The sequence below is a fragment of the Actinoplanes sp. CA-131856 genome (assembly GCF_050956135.1).
GTDB lineage: Bacteria > Actinomycetota > Actinomycetes > Mycobacteriales > Micromonosporaceae > Actinoplanes.
Genome location: NZ_CP191849.1, coordinates 10,768,955 through 10,795,460, shown reverse-complemented (window position 1 = coordinate 10,795,460; position 26,506 = coordinate 10,768,955). Strand labels below are relative to the sequence as shown.

Annotated in this window: 18 protein-coding genes and 1 pseudogene; 9 read left to right on the top strand and 10 right to left on the bottom strand. The window is 69.9% G+C overall.

Annotated features, from left to right (window positions below):
- Positions 1 to 103: 103 nt before the first annotated feature.
- Positions 104 to 1,639 carry a glycosyltransferase family 87 protein gene (locus ACQP2X_RS49680; protein ID WP_498693463.1) on the top strand — a complete coding sequence of 512 codons (1,536 nt, stop codon included), beginning with the start codon at positions 104 to 106 and terminating at the stop codon, positions 1,637 to 1,639.
- A 559-nt stretch (positions 1,640 to 2,198) separates the two neighbouring features.
- The gene (locus ACQP2X_RS49675; RefSeq protein ID WP_498693461.1) at positions 2,199 to 2,486 is read left to right on the top strand and encodes a hypothetical protein; all 288 of its coding nucleotides are present in this window, start codon (positions 2,199 to 2,201) and stop codon (positions 2,484 to 2,486) included.
- A gap of 351 nt (positions 2,487 to 2,837) precedes the next feature.
- On the opposite strand, the pseudogene ACQP2X_RS49670 reads toward ACQP2X_RS49675, so the two are convergent.
- Both ACQP2X_RS49670 and ACQP2X_RS49665 read right to left on the bottom strand, forming a co-directional pair.
- A pseudogene (locus ACQP2X_RS49670) lies at positions 2,838 to 4,952 on the bottom strand (hypothetical protein); the annotation flags it as partial.
- 345 nt (positions 4,953 to 5,297) lie between these two features.
- Complete coding sequence (locus tag ACQP2X_RS49665; protein WP_498693460.1) at positions 5,298 to 6,074, bottom strand: deoxyribonuclease IV; 777 nt, start codon at positions 6,072 to 6,074, stop codon at positions 5,298 to 5,300.
- 127 nt (positions 6,075 to 6,201) lie between these two features.
- On the opposite strand from ACQP2X_RS49665, the gene ACQP2X_RS49660 reads away from it, so the two are divergent.
- From ACQP2X_RS49660 to rplI, 5 genes are all read left to right on the top strand, one after another.
- A complete protein-coding gene (locus tag ACQP2X_RS49660; RefSeq protein ID WP_498693458.1) occupies positions 6,202 to 7,158 on the top strand; it encodes a hypothetical protein in 957 nt (318 codons plus the stop codon).
- Between the two features lie 285 nt (positions 7,159 to 7,443).
- Positions 7,444 to 7,734 (top strand): 30S ribosomal protein S6, encoded by a 291-nt coding sequence (rpsF, locus tag ACQP2X_RS49655; RefSeq protein ID WP_097325510.1) that lies wholly within the window; start codon positions 7,444 to 7,446, stop codon positions 7,732 to 7,734.
- A 64-nt stretch (positions 7,735 to 7,798) separates the two neighbouring features.
- The gene (locus ACQP2X_RS49650) at positions 7,799 to 8,365 is read left to right on the top strand and encodes a single-stranded DNA-binding protein (RefSeq protein ID WP_498693457.1); all 567 of its coding nucleotides are present in this window, start codon (positions 7,799 to 7,801) and stop codon (positions 8,363 to 8,365) included.
- A 41-nt stretch (positions 8,366 to 8,406) separates the two neighbouring features.
- A complete protein-coding gene (rpsR, locus tag ACQP2X_RS49645) occupies positions 8,407 to 8,646 on the top strand; it encodes a 30S ribosomal protein S18 (RefSeq protein WP_007073789.1) in 240 nt (79 codons plus the stop codon).
- Between the two features lie 14 nt (positions 8,647 to 8,660).
- On the top strand, positions 8,661 to 9,110 hold the full coding sequence (rplI, locus tag ACQP2X_RS49640) for a 50S ribosomal protein L9 (protein ID WP_360247894.1): 450 nt from the start codon (positions 8,661 to 8,663) through the stop codon (positions 9,108 to 9,110).
- Between the two features lie 56 nt (positions 9,111 to 9,166).
- On the opposite strand, the gene ACQP2X_RS49635 is transcribed toward rplI, so the two are convergent.
- Positions 9,167 to 13,273, bottom strand: coding sequence for a hypothetical protein (locus ACQP2X_RS49635; RefSeq protein ID WP_498693456.1), 4,107 nt, complete (start codon positions 13,271 to 13,273; stop codon positions 9,167 to 9,169).
- Between the two features lie 403 nt (positions 13,274 to 13,676).
- On the opposite strand from ACQP2X_RS49635, the gene dnaB reads away from it, so the two are divergent.
- Complete coding sequence (dnaB, locus tag ACQP2X_RS49630) at positions 13,677 to 15,128, top strand: replicative DNA helicase (protein ID WP_498693455.1); 1,452 nt, start codon at positions 13,677 to 13,679, stop codon at positions 15,126 to 15,128.
- 4 nt (positions 15,129 to 15,132) lie between these two features.
- On the opposite strand, the gene ACQP2X_RS49625 is transcribed toward dnaB, so the two are convergent.
- From ACQP2X_RS49625 to ACQP2X_RS49610, 4 genes are read right to left on the bottom strand one after another with little or no spacing between them, the layout of a single operon-like run.
- Positions 15,133 to 15,468 (bottom strand): hypothetical protein, encoded by a 336-nt coding sequence (locus tag ACQP2X_RS49625; protein ID WP_498693454.1) that lies wholly within the window; start codon positions 15,466 to 15,468, stop codon positions 15,133 to 15,135.
- On the bottom strand, positions 15,465 to 19,478 hold the full coding sequence (locus tag ACQP2X_RS49620; RefSeq protein WP_498693452.1) for a toxin glutamine deamidase domain-containing protein: 4,014 nt from the start codon (positions 19,476 to 19,478) through the stop codon (positions 15,465 to 15,467). The genes ACQP2X_RS49625 and ACQP2X_RS49620 overlap by 4 nt, the downstream gene beginning before the upstream one ends.
- On the bottom strand, positions 19,475 to 19,807 hold the full coding sequence (locus ACQP2X_RS49615; RefSeq protein ID WP_498693451.1) for a hypothetical protein: 333 nt from the start codon (positions 19,805 to 19,807) through the stop codon (positions 19,475 to 19,477). Before ACQP2X_RS49615 ends, ACQP2X_RS49620 begins: the two co-directional genes overlap by 4 nt.
- Complete coding sequence (locus ACQP2X_RS49610; RefSeq protein ID WP_498693450.1) at positions 19,800 to 20,225, bottom strand: YbaB/EbfC family nucleoid-associated protein; 426 nt, start codon at positions 20,223 to 20,225, stop codon at positions 19,800 to 19,802. Before ACQP2X_RS49610 ends, ACQP2X_RS49615 begins: the two co-directional genes overlap by 8 nt.
- Before the next feature lie 88 nt (positions 20,226 to 20,313).
- Here ACQP2X_RS49610 and ACQP2X_RS49605 point away from each other — a divergent pair, with 88 nt between their 5' ends.
- Positions 20,314 to 21,483: an SUKH-3 domain-containing protein gene (locus ACQP2X_RS49605; protein WP_498693449.1), complete on the top strand. Its 1,170-nt coding sequence runs from the start codon at positions 20,314 to 20,316 to the stop codon at positions 21,481 to 21,483.
- Between the two features lie 477 nt (positions 21,484 to 21,960).
- On the opposite strand, the gene ACQP2X_RS49600 is transcribed toward ACQP2X_RS49605, so the two are convergent.
- Genes ACQP2X_RS49600 through ACQP2X_RS49590 form a run of 3 tightly spaced genes read right to left on the bottom strand, consistent with a single transcriptional unit; the run spans position 21,961 to position 26,133 of the window.
- A complete protein-coding gene (locus tag ACQP2X_RS49600; protein WP_498693447.1) occupies positions 21,961 to 22,350 on the bottom strand; it encodes a TFIIB-type zinc ribbon-containing protein in 390 nt (129 codons plus the stop codon).
- A gap of 1 nt (position 22,351) precedes the next feature.
- Positions 22,352 to 23,602, bottom strand: a complete 1,251-nt coding sequence (locus ACQP2X_RS49595) for a glycosyltransferase family 87 protein (protein ID WP_498693446.1) — start codon at positions 23,600 to 23,602, stop codon at positions 22,352 to 22,354.
- A complete protein-coding gene (locus ACQP2X_RS49590) occupies positions 23,599 to 26,133 on the bottom strand; it encodes a putative bifunctional diguanylate cyclase/phosphodiesterase (RefSeq protein ID WP_498693444.1) in 2,535 nt (844 codons plus the stop codon). Before ACQP2X_RS49590 ends, ACQP2X_RS49595 begins: the two co-directional genes overlap by 4 nt.
- Positions 26,134 to 26,506: the final 373 nt, after the last annotated feature.

Genomic DNA, 26,506 nt, shown 5'->3' with positions numbered 1-26,506 from the left:
CCCGCACAGGGTGCGCACCGGCTTCGTGTTCCCGCGGTTTCGGGCGATATTGCCAGTAGGTCGTGACCGAAGCGCGCATCGGAGTACGGCATGATGCCATGACATGAGCACGCAACGGCCCGAGGACGCCGACCGCACCGACCAGCCGAGCGCGCAGGCGACATCGGACGGCTTCGTGCGCGGCCTCTCCCAGGCGATCGGCGGCCCGCTCGGCTCGCACGCGGTGCGGCCCGGCAACCGGCCCGGGCGGTTCTGGACGGCGACCCGCATCATCCTCGCCCTGACGTGCCTGACGCTCGCCTTCTCGTGGGTGCAGAAATCGCCGTGCCAGAGCGGCGACTGGCAGCAGAACGTGCAGTACACGAGGTTCTGCTACACCGATGTGCTCGCTCTCTACTACGCCGAGGGCCTCAACGAGGGCAAGGTTCCCTACGTCGATCACGAGGTCGAATACCCCGTCGTCACCGGATACATGATGGGTGCGCTCGGGTTGCCCGTGCACGCGTACGGAAAATCGCATCCCGAGATCAACCAGGGCACCTGGTTCTACAACGCGAACGCGTTCGTGCTCTCCGCCCTGGCCGTGGTGACCGCGGCGGTGATCCTCGCCCTGCGCCGCCGCCGGCCCTGGGACGCGGCGATCTTCGCGGTCTCGCCGATCATCTTCTTCACCGCGACGGTCAACTGGGACTTCCTCGCGATCGGCCTGGCCGCCGTCGGCCTCTACCTCTGGGCGAAAAAGCATCCCGCGTGGGCCGGTGTCTTCCTCGGCCTGGGCGCGGCGGCGAAACTGTGGCCATTGTTCATCATCGGGCCGCTGTTCCTGCTGGCGGTGCGGTCAAAGGCGCTGCGCTCGTGGTGCTGGGCCGCGGCGACCACGGCGATCACCTGGGCCGTGGTGAACTTCCCGGTCTTCTGGTGGTACAGGGAAAGCTGGCTGAGATTCTTCCGGCTCAACGAGGAACGCCCGATCGACTGGGGCACCCTCTGGTACGTCGGCCGCTATCTGGACAGCAAGTGGTTCGCCGGCACCCCCGGCGATCAAGGCCCGTTCCAGTGGCTGAGCAACCACGTTCCGACCCTCAACTACCTGTCGTACGCCTTGTTCGCGCTCTGCTGCGCGGGCATAGCCGTACTGGCCTGGCTGGCGCCGCGCCGCCCCCGCCTGGCCCAGCTGGCCTTCCTGGTCGTGGCGGCGTTCCTGCTGACCAGCAAGGTCTGGTCCCAGCAGTACGTCCTCTGGCTGCTCCCGCTGATCGTGCTGGCCCGCCCGAAGTGGGGCGCGATCATCGCGTGGACGGTGGCGGAGTTCGCGTACTTCACCGCCTTCTACGCCGAGCTGCTCGGCGCCGGCAACAAGCCGGTGATCCCCGAGGGCACGTTCGTGCTCGCCTCCAGCCTGCGGCTGATCACCGTGGCCGTCCTGTGTGGCCTGGTGGTCCGCGAGATCTGGAAGCCGGAACTGGACGCGGTACGCCTGAACTACGAGGACGACCCCGACGGCGGCACGCTGAACGGCCCGGACGCGCCGTGGGTGGCCCGGTTGCGGAAGGCCTTCCGGCTCGACCGCTCCCCGGCGCCCGCCGACCCGCCGTCGACGCCCCCGTCCTCGCCACCGCTGGCGACGGCGAAGGTCTGACGCTCAGCTCTGCTGGTAGACGGCGGCCGAGAGACCGCAGTCCGGATCGTGGAAGAGGTAGAAGCAACCCGCCGGCATGCCAGGCGGTGCCGGCCCAGGGCGTGGGCCGGCTCTCCCCGACGGTCAGGGGCGCCCCGTCGGGCAGCTCCCAGCCGTCCTCGTCCCGCCCGAGAAACCCGGGCCGCTCGTTCTCCGGGGCGAACTCCCCCGCCTCGGTGAAGTAGGTCGCATAGGACCCACACCGGACACAGGTGGCGACGACGATCCGCCCCGCTCCGGCCTCGTCGACGTCGAGCAAACGCCAGAGCGCCATCCCGCACCATCCGCAGAGCCCCGGGAGCGCCCCACCGGAAACGGCGACGGCATCGGTGGCCGGAACCAGGGCCCGGGTGACTTCGCTGGTCAGGACGCGGAGGTCGCCGGTGGTGGTGAGTTCCCAGCCGCCCGCGTGACCCAGGTGGCCGATCGGCCGGGCCAGACCGGTGGCCCAGGCGGGTGGGGCGGCGGCCCATCGGCGTACGGCGGCGACTGCCGTCTTTGTCCGGCCCGAGGCGAGCACATGGGCCAGGGCGGCGGCGCGCTCGTCACCGCCGTCGATGCGGCGGACCAGCTCGGTGGCGGTCTCCTCGGTCATGGCGCGGTAGAGGTCGGCTGTCCACCACACTTCGCCGTCGACGAGCTCGAGGTGAAACGGCGCGATCAGATCGGGCCGCACCTGGGCCACCTCGATGAGACCGGTCGGATCGTCCTCAATGGCTTCGTCGACAAGCGCCCGCAACTCGTCCGCAGCGATCTCCACGGCCAGGACCTTATCGGCCGCCTCCGACAGTTACCCCGGCGTGCCTGATCGTCTTGAGCTCGCGCGTTTGCCGGCCGGCTGGGGGCGTCGTCTTGCGCTCGCGGGTTTGTACGCCGGCTGGGGCGTCGCCTTGTGCTCGCGGGTTTGTACGTCGGCTGGGGTGTCGCCTTGTTCCCCGCGCGTTTGCCGGCCGGCTGGGGTCGCGTCGATCGGTCGTCAGGACGCCGGGGTTGTCGCGAGCGGGGCCGGCGGTGGCGACGAGGCGCCGGGGAGGGGCTGTTGCAGCGACGGGACGGATGAAGGTGGCAGCAGCGGGTCGGCCGGAATGGTGGGCTGTAGTGACGGATTCCCCGGGGTGGTGGGCTGCTGCGCCGGGTTGGCGGCGGCCGACGGGTCGGTGAGGTAGAAGATGACGGCGTCGTCCAGGTCTTCGCGGCGGATGCCCAGGGCGTCGACGGGGACGTCGCCGGCACGTTCCCAGGGGGTGCCGGCCGCCTGGGAGCGGAGCAGGAGGACCTTGTCGATGTTCAGGGACCGTAGGTATTGGACGGTCTCGGTGTCGGGGAACGCCTCGACGTTGCGGCGCAGCACGGCCTGCCGCCCCGCGGCGAAGCCGCCGGCCCCGTTGGCGATGGGCTGGAAGCGGCTCGTGGACCACAGCATGATCGTCTGGTCGGTGAGGGCGCTGGTCGGCAGGACCAGCATCGAGCCGGTGACCGTGCGCATCGCCAAGGGCTGACTGGGCGCGATGGGATGGGCGGTGGCGTTCCAGCCCTCGAGCAGCACCAGCGCCAACGGCAGCAGCGTGGCCAGGCGCAGCCACGGGCCCGGCCACGGTGGGATGCGCTGCTCGGCGACCTGTTCGGCGCGCCGGACGAACTCGGCCACGGCGCCGGCGGCCAGGATCGCCAGCAACAGCGTGGCCCAGAGCATGAGGCGGCCGGGGATGCGCAGGCCCAGCGAGGCCGGCAGATGGCCGAAGAGCGGAAGGTACGTCCAGCGGCCGTCGAAGAAGTTGGTGCCCAGGGTCAGGATGATCGTGACGACCAGGCCGGCCAGCAGCAGCAGGCGCTGGCGCAGCGTCCAGATGGAGAAGGCCAGACCGGCCAGGGCCAGCGCGTACAACACGAAGCCGGGCAGCAGGCCCATCTCGGCCGGCCAGCTCAGCGACGACCGCGGAACCTCGTGGGGCGCGCCCCAGATCCGGGACTCGGCCGGCCCGATCAGAAGGCTGCGCAGCGGCGGCGAATAGAAGGCGATCTCGGTGCCGGCGGGGCCGCCGGCGGGCGCCTTGAAGTACGGGATGGCGATCAGGGCCGAGACGCCGACCAGGATGAGCGGGCCGAGCGTGTCGGTGAGCAGAAGGCGCCAGCCGAGGACCGGCCGGTCGACCGGCCGCCGGAACCAGCGCAGAGGCACGGCCACGAGCAGCACGAGCAGGATGAGGCCGAGAACGTAGAGGAACGGCACACCCAGCGAGAAGCCAAGACTGACCTGCCAGATCGCGACGAGCCAGCCCGCGGCGGCCCATCCGGCGTGGCGGCGGTGGGGCCGGAAACCGCGCCGCAGCGACCAGCCGTGACCTCGGGCCAGCATGGCCAGGGCCAGCGGGATGGCGCCGGCCGAGATGATGTCGAGGTGGCCCTCCTGGGCGAGACGCCAGGGCGCGTAGGCGAAGGCGACCGCGGCCACGGCCGCACCCGTACGCCCCGCGCCGAGCTGACGGACCAGGGCGTAGCCGCCGATCGCCAGCAGCGCGTGGGCTAGCACGAAGAGGATGTTGTAGCGCAGGACGGCGGCGACCGGCCCTTCACCGATCATGCCGAACGGCGCATACCCGAGCAGACTGTCGCCATAGGCAAAGCTGTTCGGCTCGGGATAGAAGGCGTTCGCCTGCCAGAGGCGGGCCGGATCGGTCAGAAGGATGTGGCCGCCCCAGGCGATCTGCCAGGCCTGCCGGGAAGGATCCCAGATGTCCTGCGGCAGGGTGTGCAGCGGGTAGCGCAGCGTAGGCCACGTCAAAGCCACGGCCAGAAGCACGCCACCGTAGATCACCAGTGCGTACTCATGGATCAACGACCGCAGCCCGGCCCGCGTGGTCCGCCGGAACCATCCGGGCGGCCGCTCGTTAGCGGTGGCAAAGGCCGTCCACGGGTCAGGCGGAACGCCAGGCGGACGCTCGGTCGGAAGAGGTTCGCCCGGTTTGGCGGTCTTTTGTGGACCTTTCCCTTCGTCGCCGACCGGATCCTTAGCCGGCTTCAGATCCGTCTTGGTCTCGGTCAACGTGGCCGAGGCCGCCTTGCTCTGGCTCGACGAGGTCGGGCCCGCCTTGGCTTTAGCCGCGGCCTCGACCGAGGTGGTCGCCGTCGAGGTGGCCGACGCAGGCTCACCAGAGATCGCCTTGTCACCCGCGACCTTGTCACCCGCCGCCTTGTCGCCTGTGACATTGTTAGGCGCCGCCTGGCCGGCCGCCGATTTGTTGCCCGCGGCGTCGTCAGTCGCCGGTTTTCCGATCGTGTGCTCGTCGACTGTTCCCGCGGTGGAGGCCAGTGCGTCAGCGGCAGATTTGTCAGCTGCGGGCTTGCCAGAGGCTGAGACGTCGGCGGCAGGCTTTTCAGCTGATGGCTTGTTGGATCCGGCCTTGTCTGACGTCGCCTGGTCTGGTGCCGCCTGGGTGGGCGCAGATGCGGGCGCGGGCGCAGGGGTCGGCTGGGCCGGCCTGGGTGAGTCGGCCTCGGCGGGGCCGGGCTGTCTTGGGATGGCGGGCGTGGGCACCGCCGGGCGCAAAGTGTCGGCCGGTGGCGAGGTGGACTGCCTCGGCTGCTCGCTGGTCATGACCCTCCCCGTGCTGCCGGCGCGTCAGCGGCCCGTTCGCTCCCTGAGGAGAGCGATGTCCGCGGTCTGGCCCTCGGAGCCGCCCGGTGTCTCGACGACGGCCGGCGCCCCGGCGGCCCGGATGGCGGCCACGATGAGCTCGGGGTCGATCTTGCCATTGCCGAGGTTGTCGTGGCGGTCCTGACCGGAGTCGAATCCGCCCTTGGAATCGTTGGCATGGATCAGATCTATACGGCCCGTGATCGACTTGACCCGGTCGACGATGCCAACAAGATCTTCACCGCCGGCGAACGCATGACACGTGTCCAGGCAGAAGCCGGCGCCGAAGGAGCCGACCGCGTCCCACAGGCGGGCCAGGTCGTCGAAGCGGCGGGCGCACGCGTTGTCACCACCGGCCGTGTTCTCGATCAGGATCGGGAGCGGCAGACCGCCGTCGGACTCGGCGTATTCGAAAGCTTTGCGCCAATTGTCGAAACCGGCGGCCAGATCGGCGTCCTTGCCCACGTGGCCGCCGTGCACGATCAGGCCCTTGGCCCCGAGCTCGGCCGCGGCCTTGGCGTGCGCCATCAGCAGCTTGCGGCTGGGGATGCGGATGCGGTTGTTCGGCGAGGCGACATTCACGATGTACGGCGCGTGGATGTAAATGTCCACCTCGGACCCGCGCAGTACGGCTGCGTCCTCCCGCGGTTTGGGCGTTTTGTAACCCTGCGGGTCGGTCAGGAAGAACTGCACCGCTTCGGCGCCGCGTTCGCGTGCCGCCTCGAGGGGGTCGGTCGGATCGACGTGGGCTCCGATGCGCATGGGACGAGACTACGACGAGGGTCCGACAACTTCCTGTCCGCGTCACCGGGCTCCCGCGGGGCTCGTTACCTCCATTGATCACGTTCACGGACCGGCACGAGCCGGTGACGAAACTGGGAGATGGTGCATGTCGCGGCAGTTCCGACAGCGGGTGACGGCGATCGCGCTGGGCGGCCTCATCTTCGGCGCTCCGATGCTGGTCAACGGCACCGCCAACGCCGAGAGGATCCCGGAAGGGGCGCGGCAGGTCACCTTCGCCGGCGGCGGCATGCTCGGCATCTCCTGCCAGTCGAAGCCCGAGGTCGAGTCGATGACCGTCCCCGCGCAGAGCACGATCCGGGTGGTCAACCGCACCGGCTATGCCGCGAAGCTGATGCTCGGCGGCGACACCAAGGGCACGCTTCCGGATGACTCGGCGACCGACGTGATCTTCCGGCGGGGCACCACGGCGGTGACCCTCAAGCCCCACTGCCCGCTCGGTGACGAGGCGGTTCCGATGCTGGTCACGGCCCAGCCCTCGGCGCCCGCGACGCTGCCCGACCCGCAGCCGGCGCCGTCGTCGGCCGGTTCCGAGCCGGTCTCGCTGTCGCCGGCCGGTTCGGACGAGCCGTCCGCCTCGACGTTGTCCGGTTCCGCCACTCCGGGCGAGCGACCCTCGCGGGTGAAATCCGCCGCTTCCGGCCCGGACGTGCGCCGTCCGGCGACGCCCCGGACCTCGGCGGTGGCGCAGGCCGCGACCGCTGCCGTTCAGACCATGCCGCACGGCGGGGCCACCCCCAAGGCAAAGATCATCAAGGGCAGGACCCCCTTGAGTACGCCTGGGAGCGTTACACCGGCGTTCGCCGGCATGCCGCCTGGGGACGAAAGGGCCGTGCTCCCCGGCGTACCGCAAATCGATGTGGCACCCAGCGTGACCACGACGGAGGCCGCAGCGGCCGAACCCGTCGCGGCGATGAGGCCGATGCGTGACGGGGGACCGATCGGTCTGCTCGCCCTGATCGCCGCGGTGTGCGTGGTCGGCGTCGGTGCCGCGACTATTCGGGCGATCGTGTCGCAACGTGCAAATCGGGCAATTACGGCGTAAACTTCAGCTACAAGCTCCGCGGGGCGGCCGTGTCCAACCTCATCGGTGTGGTCGTTCCTCCCCAGGTCCCACCCAGCGAATGCGGATCGGGCGCCCCGCGGCTCCACCAGGAAGGACCCCGTCCACCGACGGGGTCCTTCTTTTTGGTAGAGGGCCCGAGGTGGGTATGCTTGCTCGGTTCGCAGGCGGCCGTGGGTCAACTCCCCACGGCTTTGCTGTGATCGACACAAGACCTCCTGCCACGGAGAGACCGTGGCCGCTAAGCCCACAGGAGGTGAGAACGTCTTGCGTCATTACGAACTCATGGTGATCCTCGACCCTTCGCTCGAGGAGCGCACCGTCGCACCGTCGCTCGATCAGTACCTGAACGTCATCAGGACCGCGGGTGGCTCGGTGGAGAAGCTCGACGTCTGGGGCCGTCGCCGGCTCTCGTTCGAGATCAACAAGAAGGCCGAGGGCATCTACGCCGTCGTCGACCTTCAGGCGACCCCTGAGGCCGTCGCCGAGCTGGACCGTCAGCTCCGGCTCAACGAGAACATCCTCCGTACCAAGGTCATCCGGCCCGAGACCCGCTGAGTTCGTTTTTGTCAGGGGGTTCTGAGAACCTCCTACGAACGAGCAAAGCGGCGAGGAGAAGATCATGGCAGGAGAAACCACCATCACGGTCGTCGGCAACCTGACCGACGACCCCGAGCTGCGCTTCACCCCGTCGGGTGCGGCGGTTGCCAAGTTCCGCATCGCGTCCACGCCGCGGACCTTGGACCGGCAGTCGGGCGAGTGGAAAGACGGCGAGCCACTGTTCCTCGCGTGCAACATCTGGCGTGACGCCGCCGAGCACGTCGCCGAGTCGCTGCAGCGCGGCTCTCGGGTGATCGTGCAGGGCCGGCTGCGCCAGCGGTCGTACGAGACCCGCGAGGGAGAGAAGCGCACCGTCTACGAGCTCGAGGTCGACGAGATCGGCCCGTCGCTGCGGTACGCCACGGCGAAGGTGCAGCGCATGAACCGCTCCGGCGGTGGCCCCGGCGGAGGTAACTCCGGTGGCGGCTTCGGCGCCTCTGGCGGCGGTGGTGGCAACCGGCAGCAGTCCAGCGGTGGCGGCGGAGGCAACAACTTCGACGACCCGTGGGCCACGGCCGCTCCGGCCTCCGGCAACCGCTCCGGTGGGGGCGGCGGCAACTCCTCGTTCGACGACGAGCCTCCCTTCTAGCCCTGTCTTTCCAGGGCTTACCGAGTTCAGGAGTAAGAGCAATGGCTAAGGCTGCGGCGCTTCGCAAGCCGAAGAAGAAGGTGAACCCGCTCGACAAGGACGGGATCACCTACATCGACTACAAGGACACCGCGCTTCTGCGGAAGTTCATCTCCGACCGGGGCAAGATCCGTGCCCGCCGCGTCACCGGGGTGACCTCGCAGCAGCAGCGGCAGATCGCCCGCGCGGTCAAGAACGCCCGTGAGATGGCGCTTCTGCCGTACACGGCGACGGCGCGCTGAGGAGGATCACCGATATGAAGATCATCCTCACCCAGGAAGTGTCGGGTCTCGGCACGCCCGGCGACATCGTCGAGGTCAAGAACGGCTACGGCCGTAACTACCTCCTGCCGCAGGGCTTCGCGATCCAGTGGACCAAGGGCGCCGAGAAGCAGGTCGTGGTCATCAAGCGGGCCCGCGAGGCCCGCGAGATCCGTGACCTGGGCCAGGCCAACGAGGTCAAGGCCCAGCTGGCCGGCCTCAAGGTCTCGCTGACCGCGCGCTCCGGCAACGGTGGCCGCCTGTTCGGCTCGATCACCCCGGCCGAGATCGTCGACGCGGTCAAGGCCGCCGGCGGTCCGTCGCTCGACCGTCGCCGTCTCGAGCTCCCCGGTCACATCAAGACCACGGGCTCGTACAACGTGCAGGTCAAGCTTCACCCCGAGGTGACCGCGACGTTCCCCGTGAACGTGGTGGCCGCCAAGTAAGGCTGCTTTCCGAAACAGCGCGCCGGGATTCGTCCCGGCGCGCTGTTTTGCTTTCTCTAGCTGAGGCTGTTGCCGGTGATGGCGGAGGCCAGCACGGTGGCCAGGCCACCGCCGACGACCGCGGCGGCCAGGCCGACGCTGATCGCCTTCCAGGAGTGGCTGATGAAGCGCAGGCCGACAGCCACGAGGACGCTCAGGATCAGAGAGATGCCGAACTGCGGGGCGGCCTTGGCGAGCGTGTCGAGCGCATGCGTCTGCGCGCCGCCGCCGGAGACGACCATGTAGAGGACGAAGAGCACGACCGGCACGCCGTACCAGACGAGGGTGTAGCCGACGGCGGCCAGCGGGCCGCCCGACTCCTCGGCGTCCTCCTCGTCGTCCGGGTCGAGCAGGTCGTTCTTGCGGATCGTCGGATAGCCGCCGGTGACCGGCCGCCGCTCGTACGACCCGCTGAGACCCTGATATCCCCCGGCCGCGACGGCCTCGCGCTGCTCCCGCGGAACCGGCGAGATCAGCGACGTGGACGTCATGGATAAGTTCGATGTTCCCTCGACGGCGGCTGAGCCGCTCGACCGAAAGGGCACGTAATCCGAGGTGCCGTACCGCCGGGACTCCCCCTCGGCGAGATCACTCTGATCGGCGAGATCTCGCCGCCAGTCGTTACCGCCGCCCTCGCGGTAGGACGCGCTGCCCCGGGCCCGCTCCTCGCGCTCGGCGATGTGCCAAGCGCCGGGTTCGGGGCGCTGTCTGCTTTCGGTGGTGCCGCCGGGCGACCAGGGCGCGTCCCCCTGCCCCGGGCGGGGCGGGTCGTCGCGGCGCCAGGTGTCGGGACTCAGCGGTTCCTGGGCGTACGCCGTGGGATCGAGCAAGCCACGGCGCGTGGGTGAATCCTGATCGTCGGCCCGGCGCCGGCCGGTGCCGTACTGCTGGGAGCTCTCGTCCGAGAGGCCGCCGGCGGGGGCGGCGCTGGCCGGGGTGGTGCTGGCCGGGGTGGCGCTGGAGTAGCGCGGGCCGATGGCTGGGAGGCCGCTGGCCGGGGCAGTGCTGGAGTAGCGCGGGCCGATGGCCGGGAGGCCGCTGGCCGGAGCGGCGCTGGAATAGCGCGGAGCGGTGGGAGGGCTGCTGGCCGGGGCCGACGCCGAATAGCGGGGCGGATCGGTGGCCGGGAAGCGCGTGGTCTGGCCGCCGAGGTCGTCGGGGCGCGAGGGGGCGGCCGGGAAGCCGCTGGCCGGGGCCGTCGGGGAGTAGCGCGGCCGATCGGTGGGCGGGCCGGCGTCCGGATACGGGCCGTCAGCGGGGTAGAGCGGGCCGCCGGGTGAGTAGCGCGGTGAGTCGGTGGGGCCGCTGGGGTAGCGCGGTGAGTCGGCGGCGCCGCCTGAGTAGCGCGGTGAGTCGGGGGCGCCGCTGGGGTAGCGCGGTGAGTCGGGGGCGGTGTCCGGGTAGCGCGGCGAGTCCGTGCGGTCGGCGTCGTAGCGGGGCGGGGCCGGGGGGAGGCTGCGCTGGGAATCCGCGGGGAGGCCGCTGGCCGGGGCGGAGGCTGAGTAGCGCGGGGTGCCGCTGGCGGGGTTGGAGCTTGAATAGCGCTCGGGGTAGCCGGACGCGCCGTAGCTGGGGGCGCCGCCTCCGTATGGGCCGCTGCGGGGTGCGGAAGAGGGGCCGCCGCTGTAGGGAGTGCCGCTGCGGGGTGCCGACGAAGGGCCGCCGCCGTAGGGGTAGCCGCCACGGTCGGGGTCAGCGTTGTAGGGGGTGCTGCTGCGAGGTGCCTCGCCGGTGTAGTCGCCATAGGGCGTGCTGCTGCGGGGCGCGGAGGACGGGTCGTCGTAGGGGCGGCGGCCCGGTGTGGGCTCCCCCGGGAAGCTGCGACTGCCGGTCGAGGGCTCTTCTGGGAAGCCGCGAGTGCCGGGCGGGGGGCCGTCGGGGTAGGCCGTACGACCGGTGGTTGCGGTCCCGTCGGGGTAGGCCGCACGACCGCTGCGCGCGGGATCGTCCGGGTAGGCGGTGCTGCCGTAGGGCGTGGCGCTGCGCGGCGCGTCCTCATAGGGGCGACGGGGCTCGTCGGGGTAGGCCCCTCGGCCGGGAACGGCGCTGGTGGGGGCGCTGCCGTAGCCGCCGCCGTACGGTGTGCCGCTGCGGGGGGCCGGGGCGGGCGGAAGGGCCGGAGGCGTACGCCGGGCGGGCGGTTCGGGGGCACGCCGGCTCGCGGGCGGCTCGGGAGCGGGTGGCTCCGGAGTCTCCTCGGCCGGGCCGGCGGTGAGGGCGCGCGGGCCCTCACCCATGGCGTCGCGGCGGGCGGCCTCACGGCGCCACGCCAGGATGCGGGGGTCGTCCTCGGAGCGGCTCCACTGGCCCGTGTCCGGGTCGCGGGTCCAGCTGCTGGTGTCGGGCTCGGCCTCCCACGAGGCGGTCTGCTCACGCCAGTCGTCGGCGCCCGACTTGTACCGGGCCTTGGCCTTGGACGGGCCCTGCCCCGGCCCACGGCGCGGTTGTCCCCGGCGCGGGTCGTCCTGGGGAGGAAGACCGGGTGTGGCCATGCCGCCCTGAGCCGTCCCGGTCTGGCCCGGGTAGCCGTCAGCGGGCCGTGCCCGGTCGGCGTAGCCCTCGTCGGGTCGCGGCCGGTCGGCGTACCCCTGTGCCTGGTCTGTGTATCCCTGGCCCGGGCGGGCCCGGTCCGCGTAAGGCTCATCCGGTCGTGCCTGACCCGGGTAGGCCTGGTCGGGACGTGACTGACCGGGATACGCCTGATCGGGACCGGGCTGATCTGTGCGCGCCTGGTCCGGGAATGCCATGGGGGCCGCGCCGAAGGTGGCCGTCTCGTCGCGGTCGATCGGCTGGGCGGCGCGGGCCCGGCGGGCGGCGCGGCTCTCCTGCGGGGTCCACGGATCTTGCGAAGGCCGGGTCTCCTGTGGATAACTCGTCGCCCCGCCGACCAGGCCGGAAGTGGGCGCGGACGCACTGCGGCCGGGGGTGTCCTCGTCGGCGTACCTCGGGCCCCGCTCGCGGCGGCTGCGGGGAGCGGGACTTTCCGGCGCGTAGCCGCGGGGGTCGTCGTACCGCGAGGGGCCCGAGGACTCGTACGGCGCCGCTGGGGGAATGCTGTAACCCGGCTCACTTTCGTGCGGAGTCGAGGGCAGGGAGCGACGCCCGGCCGGCTCTTCGGTTCGCCACGATGAGGTCGTGGACGTGCCAGGGTCTCCGTACAGCTGAATGTTGCCGGTGTCGGTGTGCCCGGCCCAATCGTCGCCGTCCCAGGAGTCGCCCTCGGAACGGCTCGTCGACCAGCCCGAACCGCCGGAAGGTCCCGGCTCGGGCGCGCGACGGCGGCCGACCGGTCCCGGGGTCTGCTGAGCGCCGCGCCGCCAGGCCGCCCGGTCGTCCTCGCGCACCAGATGACGGCCGTCGTCGCGGGAGTCGCCGGAGCGCAACCAGGTCGCGTCGGTGCTGGTCCCGGTGTCGTTCCACGTGCCCTCGATGGCGTCACGCTGCCAGGAGGGCCGCGACGGCTGGGCGGGATCGACGAGCTGCTGCCAGGACGGAGAGCTTTCGGCGGGGGTACGGGGTGAGGGCTGCTGCCAGGTGCTCGAATCGCGCCAGCTCGGCGGGTCCTGCCGGTCGGGATCGGTGAACTGCTGCCAGGCCGGACGGGTGGTGTCGGAGCTCGACTCGTCGGAGCCGCTCGACCAGGCCGTGCTGGAGATGGCCGGCTGCGACGCCGGGGTCTCGGCGGCGCCGGGGTAGTCGCTGCGGCCGCCGGTCTGCCAGGCCTCGGTCGTGGAGCGCCAGCCGTGTGAGCCGGTGGTGGAGCGCCACTCGGTGGTCTGCTTCCAGCGGGCGCCGGTCGCGCGCCACTCGGCGGTCTCGGTGCGCCAGCCCACGCCGTCGGCCGGGAACGTGGTGCGGCCGGTGGAGGCGACGTCGGACCAGCGGTTGGCGGGCTCGACGGACTGGCTGTCATCGGACTCGGCCTGCTGCGCCCACGCGTCGGCGCGGCGCTGCCAGTCGAGGGCCTCGGCGCTGGGCTGCATGCTGCCGGTGTCGGTGAGCGACGACCATTTCGCCTCAGGCTCGGCGAAATCCGGAGAATCCGGACTTCGAGTGGCCCACGAGTCCGCAGCGCGCCGATCGCGCGACATGCGGGCGCCGTAGTCCCACTCCCGTTGGTCCACCCGAAAAGCGTGCCGTGCCAAAGAGCGAACCGCAACGCCTCCGGGCGACGGCTTGCTCACGCGAGGCATCTTTTCGCAGCTGTGCAGGTGTTTTTCTGCTCTCCACAGTTGGGGACGGCGAAATGCCTGCTCGACAAGGCAGGTTCGGCACGCCGGCGACGAGTTGTCCACAGCTGTCCACAGGGATATCCACAGGCACAGTCGAGATGTCCACAGGTTGTCCCAAGACTCGTCCACCGATGCAGTTGGGCAGGTGGCGGGCGGGTTCGTACAGTGGTCCCGCCGCTTGCGCGGGCTTGATCGGGAAGTTCTTCCTGATCAAGGTGGGGAGTTCAGCCGAAAGTGTCATACCCCGGCGGTTTGATCAGGGTGTGTTCACGAACGGCCAGCGGAGGAGGTCCGGGTGTCGATCACCGACGACGCGCGACCGGAGGCACGCCCTCCGGGCAAGCAGCCCGGATCAGGGCAGCCCGGGCCGGGTCAGTCCGGCCCCGGTGGCCCGCCGAGCAACGGCCCGTCCGGCGGGTTCGACAAGGCGCCGCCGCAGGACGTGGCGGCCGAGCAGGGCGTGCTGGGCGGCATGCTGCTGTCCAAGGACGCGATCGCCGACGTGGTCGAGATCCTCAAGACCAACGACTTCTACCGGCCTGTGCACAGCACGATCTACGACGTCATTCTCGATCTGTACGGGCGTGGCGAGCCGGCCGACGCGCTGACCGTGGCCGCCGCGCTGGCCGACTCGGGTGACCTTCAGCGGATCGGTGGCGTGCCCTACCTGCACACCCTGATCGAGAGCGTGCCGACCGCGGCCAACGCGTCGTACTACGCCCGCATCGTCATGGAGCGCGCCATCCTGCGCCGCCTGGTCAACGCCGGCACCAAGATCGTCCAGCTCGGCTACGGCGCCAACGGCAACGGCGGCCGCGACGTCGACGACATCGTCGACCTGGCCCAGCAGGCCATCTACGACGTCACCGAGAAACGCACCAGCGAGGATTTCGCCTCCATCGGCGACATGCTGCAGCCCACGGTCGACGAGATCGAGGCCATCGGCGCGGCCGGCGGCGGCATGGCCGGCATCCCGACCGGCTTCTCCGACCTCGACCGGCTGCTCAACGGTCTGCACCCCGGCCAGCTGATCATCGTGGCCGGACGACCCGGTCTCGGTAAGTCGACGGCCAGCATGGACTTCGCCCGGAATGCCGCTATTCGCAGCAACTGCGCGAGCGCGATCTTCTCCCTCGAAATGAGCAAGATCGAAATGGTCATGCGTCTCTTGTCGGCCGAGGCACGCGTGCCGCTCCACGTGCTGCGCTCCGGCCAGCTCACCGACGACGACTGGGCCAAGCTGGCGCGGCGCATGGGCGAGATCAGCGAGGCGCCGATCTTCGTCGACGACACCCCCAACATGAACCTCATGGAGATCCGGGCCAAGGCGCGCCGCCTCAAGCAGCGCCACAACCTCAAGCTCCTGGTGATCGACTACCTCCAGCTGATGAGCTCGCCGAAGAAGACCGAGAGCCGTCAGCAGGAGGTTTCCGAGCTGTCCCGTGGCCTGAAGCTCCTGGCCAAGGAGATCGAGTGCCCGGTGATCGGCGTGTCCCAGCTGAACCGTGGCCCCGAGCAGCGCACCGACAAGCGCCCCCAGCTGTCCGACCTGCGTGAGTCCGGCTCCATCGAACAGGACGCCGACGTCGTGATCCTGCTGCACAGAGACGACTACTACGACAAGGAGTCCCCCCGAGCAGGCGAGGCCGACTTCATCGTCGCCAAACACCGAAACGGCCCCACCGACACCGTGACGGTGGCCGCCCAGCTCCACTTGTCCCGCTTCGTCGACATGGCAATCGTCTAGGGCTTCACGACCGAGGGGGCCCGTATCGCCAGCCCTTACGTTCCCCCTCGTCAGCCATGGCATTGAGATCGGCCTCAGAGGGCAGTTCTACGTGAAGGACCTCACGCGAGATCTGTTCCGCGTCCGCGCGTTCGACGCTGCGCAGACGGTCGAAGTTCTCATCGTCATAGAGGACGCCGGCGGCTGTTCCGGGAGCTGAGACCCATGCCTTGTGCAGCCAGCTCCATACGACTGCCCGTAGCGGTCTTCCAGGCAACGGCTGGTACGCGATGATGCTTGTCGGTTTTCCCGAAAGGTCCGGCTTGAAGACCGCCGTGTAGTGAAACGAGGCGTCCGTCATGGGTGGTCCGTCCCTGCCTGCTCGGATGACGTCATCACGTCGCTGTATCTCAAATTGTGCCGGGCCAGAACCTGGTCAAGCGAGTTGCCGCTCGCGTTGAGCGCCCTGAGGAAGTCGCGCCAAGTCCCCTGATTCGACGCTATCCAAGTGGCGAGACCGGTCCTCTTCGCGATGACAGGTGAGATCTGGTTCAAGAGATCCAGGTCGGACGGCTGATTCCGTGGGAGGCCATGCTTCAGGTTGAGGGAGAAGATCCCGAGCAGAGCCTCCACTCGTTCGCTTGGGCTGAATTGATCATTTCGCACTCGGGCGTAGAGCTTGTGCGTGTCCTTCCCCGCTGCACGTGAGAGGGGGGTCGGGAATTGGATCTCGAGAAGCTGGCCGCTCGGATCGGTCAGGGAGACATTGAGGCCGTTGTGTCGGCCGAGCTCGTCGCCCCAGAAGTTGAGGATCTTCTTGATTGAATAGCCCTCAGCGTTCAAGCCTTGCAGGACCGTGAGGACGGTCCGTCCATAGTCGGCCGGCGGGACCTCGACCGAGAAACGGACGAGATCCTTTTGCTGAGCGATGAACTCGTCCAGGGTGGTGTCGAAGATCGGTGCATGCTGAAGAAAGGCCCTGGCCAGGGAGGCCGGAGTCTTGGCGCGATGTTCCTCGTCAACCACGCGCGGGCCTTGCCCATCTGACGTGGAAGCAACGGCAGCGACCACGGGGCGAATGTCATCCAGCACACGGTCGGCGATTGCGAGCGATCGAGCGTAGGACTCGTTCAGCGTCGTTTGTTCGGACACCGGCAGGGACTCGAACGCTTCCCGTTCGGCAGCCGCCTCTGGTGATTCGTTCGCTGGCGGCCCATCGGTGCCGGTGGGGGTGGTGGACCACTGGCCGGGGCCGTGGTGTGGCAGGGGGGACGGGGCGCCGGTGGCGGTTACCACCAAGGCGTCCATTGAAGTGATGTTGGTAGGGGCGGGGGCGCCGCTGTGGTTGTAGAACGGGTGGTTCTCGGAGAGCTTTCCGATCTGCGGGTCCAGGAAGAGGACCGTGCCGTTGTGGTTGATGGCTGACCATGAGTGGCAGCCGCCGGCCTCCAAGTCCGTGATGATGAAGGCGAAAGCGCCGTGGCCCGTGTTCAGCAAATGGTTGGTCAAGTTGGTGTAGGCCAGGTCCATCGCCTGCTTGGCCTCGGAGGCGGGGACGCTGCCCAAATGTGGGCACAACGACTGGAAGTCGCCGCCTGTGGCCTTTCGGATTCGGTCTACGCCGGCCAGTTCGCCGCCCAGGGGGCGGGTCGGGTCGCCGTGGGCGTACGTGTCGAAAGTTCGCGGGGCGGCCACTCGGGGGCGGCCATGAATGTAGGTGTCGAAGAGGGACAGGACGCCGTCCACGCAGTTGAGGCCCCGGGTGGGGTCGGCGGCCGGTCCCCCGTCGTTGGCCAGGCGGAACCAGTGGCCTGCCCGGGGGTCGGGTAGGCGGGTGGGGCGGCCGTTCGTGTCGCGGGGAACGGCGTTCTCCAAGTCGACCTGGTGGAGGGCCAGCGGTGGGCGCAGGCCCCCGACCGAGTTGTAAAGGCGTGTCGCGTCGATGGGGGACGGACCCCCTGTGCCGGTCAAGGCCGAACGGTCGTCCGTCTTGACGCCGCCGGGGGCCAGGTCTCCTACGTCGTGGTTGATGCGGGCCCAGTCCGGCGGGTCGACCTCCACGGTTTCCGGGGCCACCGTGCCCGTACGGATCTGTTCGGCCTGGGTCTCGATCTCGGTGATGACCTCGCTGAGCTCGGACGCCTGGTGGCGGTAGTCGCGGGCCCGCAAGGTGTAGCCGACACGGTCGGCCTCGCCGGCCAGGCGGCCCAGGTCGGCGATCTTGGTGCGGTTGTCGTCGGCGATCTGGTTCAGGTAGTTGACGTACTCCTCGCGCCGGTTCAGCTCGTGGGTGCGGCGGGCGTGATCGGCGAAGCCGAAGTAGGCGGCCTCGGCGCGGGCCGGGTCCGGCGGTGGGAGCGGTCGGCGAGGGGCGCTGGTCAGGTCGTTCGGCAGCGGCGCGGCGACGACGGGGGCCGGGCGGCGCGGTGCGGGAATGCGGCTGACGTACGGGCGAGCTTCCAGCGGGTCGTTCGAGTGCGGCCGGTTGCGGGGGCGATCGGCCAAGGGCGAGGGTTCGGTCGTACGGGTTCTGGAAGGTGATCTGGGAGCGAGTGCCTGATCGAGGAGCGAGGCCTCTGAACTGCTCAGATGCCGGTGGGTGGTCGGTGTCCGGTCGAGAGGTAGGGGCGGGTGCCGCCGGGACGAGGCGGTGCGAGGGCCCAGGGCGTCGGCGATGCGGTCCAGATCGGACAGCGGGGACCGCCGCGTGGTTCCGGGAGGTAGCCGGTTCGGGACGTCGGAGGTGCCGGTGGCCGCCGGGCCGGAGTGGCGCGGCATGGTCGGCATCCAGGGGGCCATGCCCGCGGTGGCCGTAGGTGTCGAAGGGCTCGCGGCCGGGGTGGTCGTAGTGGCGGCGGGAGCCGGCGAGGAGAGGACGGCGGCCTCGGCGGTTACCGGAGTGGCACTCGTCGGCGCCCCGGTGAGATCGGCGGTCGTTCCCGAAGAAGCAGACGTTCCCGGAGAAGCGGTCGACCCCGGAGGAGCAGTGGTTCCCGAAGAAGCGGTCGAGTCCGAAGAAAAGGTTCCTGAAGAAGCGGTCGAGGGAGGAGAGGAGGAGGAAGCAGCTTCGGCGGTGGCGGTAGGACCGGCCGAGGAGTCGAAGGCCGCAGTCGCCGGGGTGGCCGAGATGTCATTGGCGGTGGACGACTCCAGGCGAGGAGAGGAATCGGCCATGGACGGCTCGGCGTGGCCGACGGTCGAATCGGTGACGGGTGACGGACCAGGCTCGAACGGACCCGCAGGTGGCGATGTGGGTGAGGAAGGTTCTGCGGGCGAAGAGACAGGTGAGGGAAGGTCCGCGGGCGACGAATCCGGCAAAGGGAAAGACGAAGCCGGGGAAGGGAAAGACGAAGCCGGGGACGAGACGAAGGCTGGGCTCGCCAGGTCCGGCATGAGGCTGCCTTCGGGGGTGCTCACGGGCGTACCCACAAAGAAGTTGGAATGCATCGCCGAGCCGGCCGCGCCCGAAGTCGCGGATTTCGCGAGATCGCCCGCATCGGGCAGTTCGCCGAAAGCCGCGGCGGCGCCGAACTCGGCCAGGACCTCGCCGCCGGCGCCACGGGCCAGGCCGCCGTGACCGTGTGCTCCTACGCCGGCGCCGCTCGACGCCGCCCCGCCGGCGAAACCGGCCACGGCCGAGGTGCGCAGGTCGTTCAGGTCGAAGCCGTCGGAACGGCCCGTCGACTGCTGGTAGGCCTGGATGCCGCCGTTTGTCGCCAGCTCCTCGCGGGCCTCGTCGAAACCCTCGTCGAGCGCCTCGTGACCGAGTTTGCGCAGGCCCTCCTTGGTGCCCAGCTGCTTGATGGCGTGGGTGACCGTCTGCTTCAGCGCCTTGGCGCCGAGCTGCTCGACGAGCTTGCGGAAGATCTGCTGGATCGCCAGGCGGGTGGCCACGATGAGCCCACCCGCGGCCGGTGACGCGGCACCCAGCGTGAGGACCACCGTGATGCCCATGGCGATGAGCTCGGTCAGGAAGATGCCGATCTCGATCCAGGCCTCGAGCTTCGCCGCCTCGATGTCACGGCCGGCGCCCTCGACCAGGCCGCCGAGCTGATGGGACGCCTGGAGCAGCGCGTTCAGCGGCGCGCTCTCGTCTCCCGCCAGCCGCTGCCAGGCCTCCTCGAAACTGTCGGCGCCGGCGCCCTCGTAGCCGGACAGGATCCGTGACACCGCGCCGAACGCGGCGTCGTTCGGCTCGACCAACGCCGTGGCCAGGGCATACCAGCGGTCCGCGACGTCCCACGTGCTGACCTCGTTGCCGTCGGGCCAGTCGAAGCCGACCACCCATTCCAGCGCCGTGTAGGCCCATCCGGGCACGTCGAACGGGCTGAACTCGAGCGGATGGGGTACGGGGCTGGGCAGGAGGCTCATGATCGGCTCCGCTGGAGGTGGAGTCGCCCGGCCGCGTCGGCGTCGGCCGTCAGGTTGTCGCGAACGGACGTGGCGACCGCCTCGCCGAGGCCGGTCATGTGGGCCGCGATCAGCCGCCAGGCGTCGAGGACCTGCTGCTCGACCGGGTGGTACTGACGCTCGAAGGACTGGCCGTACTCGTCGCGGCCCCATGGGGAGGCCGCGGTCGCGGCGGCGATCTCGGCGCCGGCGTGGTTGCGGCGGGCGGTCAGGTCCTCGCCGGCCGCGGCCAGGGACCGCGAGCCTTCGAGGGTGTCGTCGGCTTCGAGCCGGACCCAGTGGTCATTCATGGCGACCGGCCACGTCCTGGACGATCTCGTCGGAGCGGCCGAGCAGCGAGCCGAGATCGTTGTCGTCCAGATATCGCAGCGACCCCGAGCCGGCCGGCAGATAGTCGGCCATCAGGCTTTTCACCTGGTGACGGGCCTTCTCGGCGGCACTGTGGACGGTCGCCACGATCGTCCGCGACACGTATTCGCTGTCCATGTTCCGAGTGGTCCGCCGGGTCAGGCGCAGGTCGACGAGCTCGCCGCGGGGGCCGACCGTCACGCGGACCAGGCCGTCGGGCGAGGCGGCGGTGACCCGCAAAGATTCGAGCCGGTGCTGGAGGGCGTCCAGATCGGAGCGCAGGCGCGCGTACCGTCCGTGGATCTCTTCGAGCCGGTTGCGTAGGTCCCGGTTCGCGTCGCGGTTCGCGGTCGTCGCCATCGTCGCCACCCTTCGAACACTTTGCGTGGTCGGTTAGCTTCAATCTGCGAACGTCGCCGCGACCCGGAGGGTTCAAGAGGGGACAGAAATGGCGATCACACGAGCCGAAGCGGAAGAGATCGCCGCGCGCTGGGCGCGCGGACAGGACGGCGAGCCGGAGATCGCGGAATTCGACCTCGGGTACGTCATCTGGACGCGGCCGCCGTCGACCGTGCTTCCGGTGCCGGGCGACGGCTCCCGCACGGTGATCGACCGCGAGACCGGGGTGCTCTCGACCTGGCCGAGCGTGCCGACCGAGGAGATCGCGGCGATCTACCGTGAGCGCCGCCCCCTGCCACCGGGCACGGTCGACCCGGCCGTCTCACTGCTGCGGCTGACCCGCCGCTCTCCGGTGCCGACCACGGTGGCGCATCTGACCGCCGGCGATCGGCTCTTCCGCGCCCAGGGCGTCAAAGGCGACCAGGAGATCAACCACCATCCGCTGGTGCGCCGGCGTCTGGACGAGAAGGATCCGGCGGCCCGGGTGCGAGGCGCCGAGCGGCACGCGGAGCTGGTCGCGCTCTCCGACGCGCTGCACTCCCGCGGTCCCGAGATCACCCTCGACGAGGCTCGGGCCTGGCTGCTTCACTCGCGCTTTCAAGCTTTCCTCGTACGTGACCAGGGCGATCCTTGCGGTGGAGCGGAGATCCGCCCATGCGAGACGTGCATTGCGCTACTGGTCGACTTCGCCGTACTGCCGTGGTCGGACCTGGCCTTCACGACCGAATGGCGGCACGGTTCGGAGCGGGTTCCGGAGCCGGGCCGTTTCCCCCACGACGTGGCGCGGACCCTGGCCGGCGGTGGCTGGACCGGCCCGGTGGATCAGTCAGCCCTGGTGGCAAGGATCGTGGAGATCAGCGGCAACCAGTTGCACCCGTTCGAGGAGGCGGAACGAGCGATAGCGGAGTTCGCCGGCGTGCGATGCGGCCGTCGAGGCCCGGGCGCACGCCGGGCGGTTCGGCTGCTGCGCCTGGACCCGATCCCGGGCGCATACGCGGCAGGTCCGTTGGCCGAACTGGGCGAGGTGATCGGCGAGGACCTTTTCCCGATCGGAGTCGAAGGCGACGACGCCGTGGTGGCGATCGACGCCTGCGGCCGGGTCTTCGTGCTCGACCAGGGCGGCGAGTGGCTGGTCGGCGCCACCTTGGACGAGGCCTTGGTCAGCCTGCTGACCGGCGACGGCCCGGAACGACGAGTAAACGACGACGGCCGCTGGTAGGCCAAGCACCAACGACGGCGACATCACGGCAGCCGCAGACGAGCCGATTCCCACTTTGTCCACGGCGGCCGCCAGAAGATGGCGCATGTCGGCGGCGGCTGATCGTAGGCCGGGATGACGGCGGCCGTTCGAGACCGGACCACAGCGGCAGACCGCGCGGCGGATGGCGGCGCCGGCCAAAGAGCGGGCTGATCCGCCGGCAGAAGGGCGAGCGGGGCAGCGCGGTTGGCTGAAGGCACGAACGCAGGCGAATTCAGCCCGTCGAGGGGAGGGAGGCACAAGCGGGCGGCGCAGCTGGCTGAAGGCACAAAGCGGGCGACTCAGCGGCCGAGGGGTGTGCGGTGAAGGGCGGGGGCGCGACACGGGCGGCGCAGATGGTTGAAGGCGCGGTGCGGGCCGGTTCAAGCGCAGCGCGGCTCACCGCCGGCGGGTGAAGGCCGGTGGTGAGCCGCGGCGTCTAGTCAGGCGAGCACGACGTCAGTCGAAGAGGTCGTGCAGGAAGCCCTTGCGCTTGCGGTAGTGGCCGTGGTGGCCGCCGCGCCGGTAGTGGCCGTGGTGGCCGTAGGCGGGAGCGGGCGCGTAACCCGGCACGGGCGCCGGGTAGCCCGGGGTGGGCTGGCCGTAGCCGGGAGGCGGCGGCGGAGGCGCGTAACCACCGGGCTGCGGCGCGTGGGGCGCGGCCGGCGGCGGCGCGGCCGCGGGACGGGGGGCCTGGCGAGTGTTGTAGGACGACTCGGCGTCGAAGAGCTTCTCGAGCTCACCGCGGTCGAGGAAGATCCCGCGGCACTCGGTGCACTGGTCGATCGTGACGCCGCTGCGCTCGTACACTCGCATCTCGCCGTGACACTTCGGACAGGTCATCTGCATCTCACAGACGGTACAAGGCTGTGTCATCCGTCGGGGCACTAAAAGCTGTGGGCTTCCTGTGTGCGGAGCGCAGGGCGACACCCCAGACCAGGAACGCCACCGGATACAGCAAGTAACCGAACCGGGTCGTCGGCATCAGCAGGATCGCGGCCAGCAGGCCCCATCCACAGATCATCGAGGCCGCCGCAGCCGTACGTGGGGGGCGCACGAAAATGCGTACGGTAATGGCGATCGCCACCGCGACCAGTAGTCCCAGCGCGACCAACCGCCCCGCCGGGAGGTTCTCCGCGATCAGATAGCCGGGGAAGGGCGACTGGGCCGGGCTCTTGACGAGACCGTGCCCGAGCGGGAAACGGATCACGTTCTCAAGGAAGGCATCCCGGTTGACCAGGAACGGCGGGATGAGCACGAGGACCGGCAGGGCGATCGCGCCCGGCGCCAGGCGCCCGGCGCGCTTGGTGACGATCGCCAGCACGATCAGGACTGCTACCACCGGTAGGGCGAACAGCTTGCACGCGGCGGCGGCGCCGACGGCCAGCCCGGCCCAGCCGTAACGTTCGGTAGCAACGCAGGCGAGCGCGAGAATACAAAGCGCCAGCACCGGAATGTCGTCGCCGCCAGTGGCCAGGGTCAGCGCGCAGATCGGCAGAACGGTGACTGCCTGTAGCGCCCACACGGACCACGGGGACGCGCGCAGCATCCGGACGGCCACGATCAGGGCGGCCGCGGTGACGACCGCGAACCACACGCGCGCGTCGGTCCACCAGTAATCCCCGAAGATCGCGCGCGGCAGGCCGAAGATCGCCATCCCCGGCTGGTACGGGCTGTAACCCATCAACCGCTCGTCGAGCGGCAGGGCGGCGATCGCGTCGCGGCTCAGATAGGGCGTGCCGTCGTGCAGGAGACGCTCGCCCATCCGCTCGACGACCAGCACCTCCTCCTGCGCCCGGTCGCCGCGCCCACCGGCCCGCTGCACGGCCTGGACGACGAGCGGCACCACGGCCGCGGCCACCCAGGTGATCCAGGTGAGTGCGACTCTTGCGCTTCTCCTGCGGTACGCCATCAGCAGCGCGACGGCCGCGAGAAACGCGCCGGCGTACGCCCAGACCGCGATCGCACCCCACGCGCGATGCGGCAGCAGCGTCGAGGACGTGGCGGTGAACAGCGCGAACGCGGCGGAGAGCCCGTACAGCGCCAAGTCGACCGCGTACTCCCGGACGCCACGGTCCCCAGCTGCTGTTTCCCCACTCACGCGGGCAAGTGTGGCAGAGAAGATCTCCCTGTTGAGCCGGGCCGCCGCCGCGACATGCGGACCACGGCGCCACCGTCGTGCAACGAGGCGGCCAGCGCGCCCGTGCGCCCGCCGGTGCCGCGCTGCATGGTCGCCAGGAGGCGATCGGCCGACATCGAACGGGCGAACAGGTGGCCCTGGCCGGCGACGCAGCCCAGTTCCCACAGCGAGAGCCGCTGCGGCTCGCTCTCCACGCCCTCGGCGATCACCGTGAGATGCAGGCTCCGGGCCAGGTCGACCGTGGAGCGGATCACCGCGACGGCCTCGGACGAGGTCTGCACGGTGCTGACGAACTCCCGGTCGATCTTCAGCTGACTGACGGGGATGTGGGACAGCACGGACAGGGGCGACACACCCGTGCCGAAATCGTCGAGGGCCAGGCGGACGCCCGCCTCGCTGAGATGGTTCAGCGCCTTGCGCACCACCTCGAGCTGGGTCAGCGTCAGCGTCTCGGCCAGCTCGAAGACCAGCATCTCGGGCGAGACCTTGTGGCGGCCGAGCCGGGACAGCACCATCTCGGGGAAGCTGGGGTCGAGCAGGCTGCGCGGTGAGACGTTCACCGCGACCGGCATGTCGAAGCCGGCCGCGCGCCACTGGTTGGACGCGTCGAGCGCCTGCTCGAGGACGGCGTCGGCGAACGCCGGCAGCTGACCGGAGCGCTCCACGGTCTCGAGGAACTGCATCGGCGTCAGGAAGCCGTGCTCGGGGTGTTGCCAGCGGGCCAGGGCCTCGGCCCAGAGCACCTCGCCGCTGCCGAGGTCGACGATCGGCTGGAACTCCACGACGAACTCGCGCTCGGCGATGGCCCGCTGGAGCTCGCTGCCGAGCACCAGCCGTTCGACGTCGGCGGTGTCGCTGGCGTGCGCGTAGGTCGCGGTCTGCTGCCCGGCCTTCTTCGCCTGGTACATGGCGATGTCGGCCCGGCGCATGAGCTCGTTGACACCACCGCTGCCGGGGGCCAGCGCGATGCCGGCGGCGGCCGAGACGGAGAGCTGCATGCCCTCGACCTCGATGGCGTCGTCGAGCGAGGCCAGCACGGTCTCGGCCCGGTGACCGGCCATCGCGGGGGTCGGCAGGTTGGTCAGCAGCATGGCGAACTCGTCGCCGCCGAGCCGCGCGACCAGGTCACCCGGCTCGGCGGCCGAGCTCAACCGCCGGGCCACCTTGCGCAGCACGGCGTCGCCGGCGGCGTGTCCCAGCGTGTCGTTCACCTCTTTGAAGTGGTTGAGGTCGATGAGCAGCAGGGCGACCACGCCGTCGTCGCTCTCGCCGGAGAAGTGCCGGGCCGCCCGGTCGTAGAGGTGGCGGCGGTTGGCCAGGCCGGTGAGGGCGTCATGGGCGGCGTCGTGCGCGTTCTGGGCGCTGATCCGGGCGAGTTCGGCGTACGCCGAGGCGTTGCGGATGGCCGTGCAGAGCGCCGAGGCGAAGGTCTTGAGCTTGTACTGCTCGAACTCGGTGAGCTTGACCGCTCCGCCGAAGCGCAGGCGCAGCACGCCGACCCGCAGGGTGCCGTCGTGCGCGATCAGGTCGGTGGTGACCTCGCCGCGGTGCTTGTTCTTGGCCGTGCCGGGCGACCCGTCGTGCCGGATGCCGCTGGCCGAGCCGATCACCACCCGGTCGTCGGTGCCGGCCACGGCCAGGTCGATCTCGGCCTCGCTGGCCGAGAAGATGACGGCGGCCCGGGAGACCGCGGAGTGCAGCACCTGGGTGAGGTCGACCGCGTTGAGGGCGTCGGTGGCCTCGGCCAGGCGCTGCCAGGAGTCACGTTCCTCGCGCGTGCGCACGCGACCGGACTGCCACAGCTGAAGGCACGCGACGATCAGCGGCAGAAGAAGAAGGAGCAACGGGTCGCCGTTGTAGGCGAGAAGCGCCAGCGTCACCAGCGTCGCCACGAGCCGAACGACATATCCGACAATCTTCACGTCAAGATTGCGCGTGGCGACATCGCGAAGCCGAGAATGCGATGAAATCGCCATAATCGGAATGAACGCCACCTGGTCGATCAGCGCCATCGCGCAGATCGCCACCACCACGGCACCGGCCACGAACGGCGGATCGCTGGCGCTGGGAACGACGCCGAAAGCCAGGAAGACTCCGGCGGCGGCCGAGGTCGAAAGGCTGTCCTTGGCCACTTGCCAAGTGATCTTGAGGGGTGGCCTTCGCCGCGCGACGCGCAGAACGGTGACGGCGCACGCGGTCGACAGGATCACCCAGGGTCCCGGAACCAGGACAAGTCCGATAAGGATGGGCACTTCGACCCAGGTGGTCACGTCCTGACTGGACTGGACCCGGAACCGGACGCGTAGCCAACTCGCCAGGATGATCGCGGCGAAGATCAGGCCGACCACGGCGAAGTTCGTCGGCGCGGCCTGTCGGGACACCGTGAAGGCGATCACCAGGCCGGCTCCACACAACGCCACAACGACGACGAGACCGACGAACAGCCGGAGCTGTCGATCGGTCGCGTCGTCGTTGGAACTAGTGGGGGGCATCCCGGGGTCCTGTCACTGAGCGCATCGAAGCCGTCGCTTCGGGCTCAAGCCTATGCACCCGGCGCCCGTTCGCGCACCTATGGATTAGTCCCATTCCTGGTTGCTGCGCATGGCCCTCTCCCTGCTGATCTCGGCGGCGGAAGTTCATCAGTGCGTCGCGACGACCAGAAACATATTGGGCTTTCAACCAGGTTCATAGTGTTTTGTGTCGGTATGAGCAGAAAGTGATAACAGCTGTATCGCTCGTTACTCACTGCTTAGGAATGGAAACTCAGAGCGATCTGGAATACCGTTATGGCCGCAGTGTCCAAATCGCACTCTGTGCTTTTGTTCTCACCCTCCGAGTAGCCATTTCCTGAGTGATCAACAACCC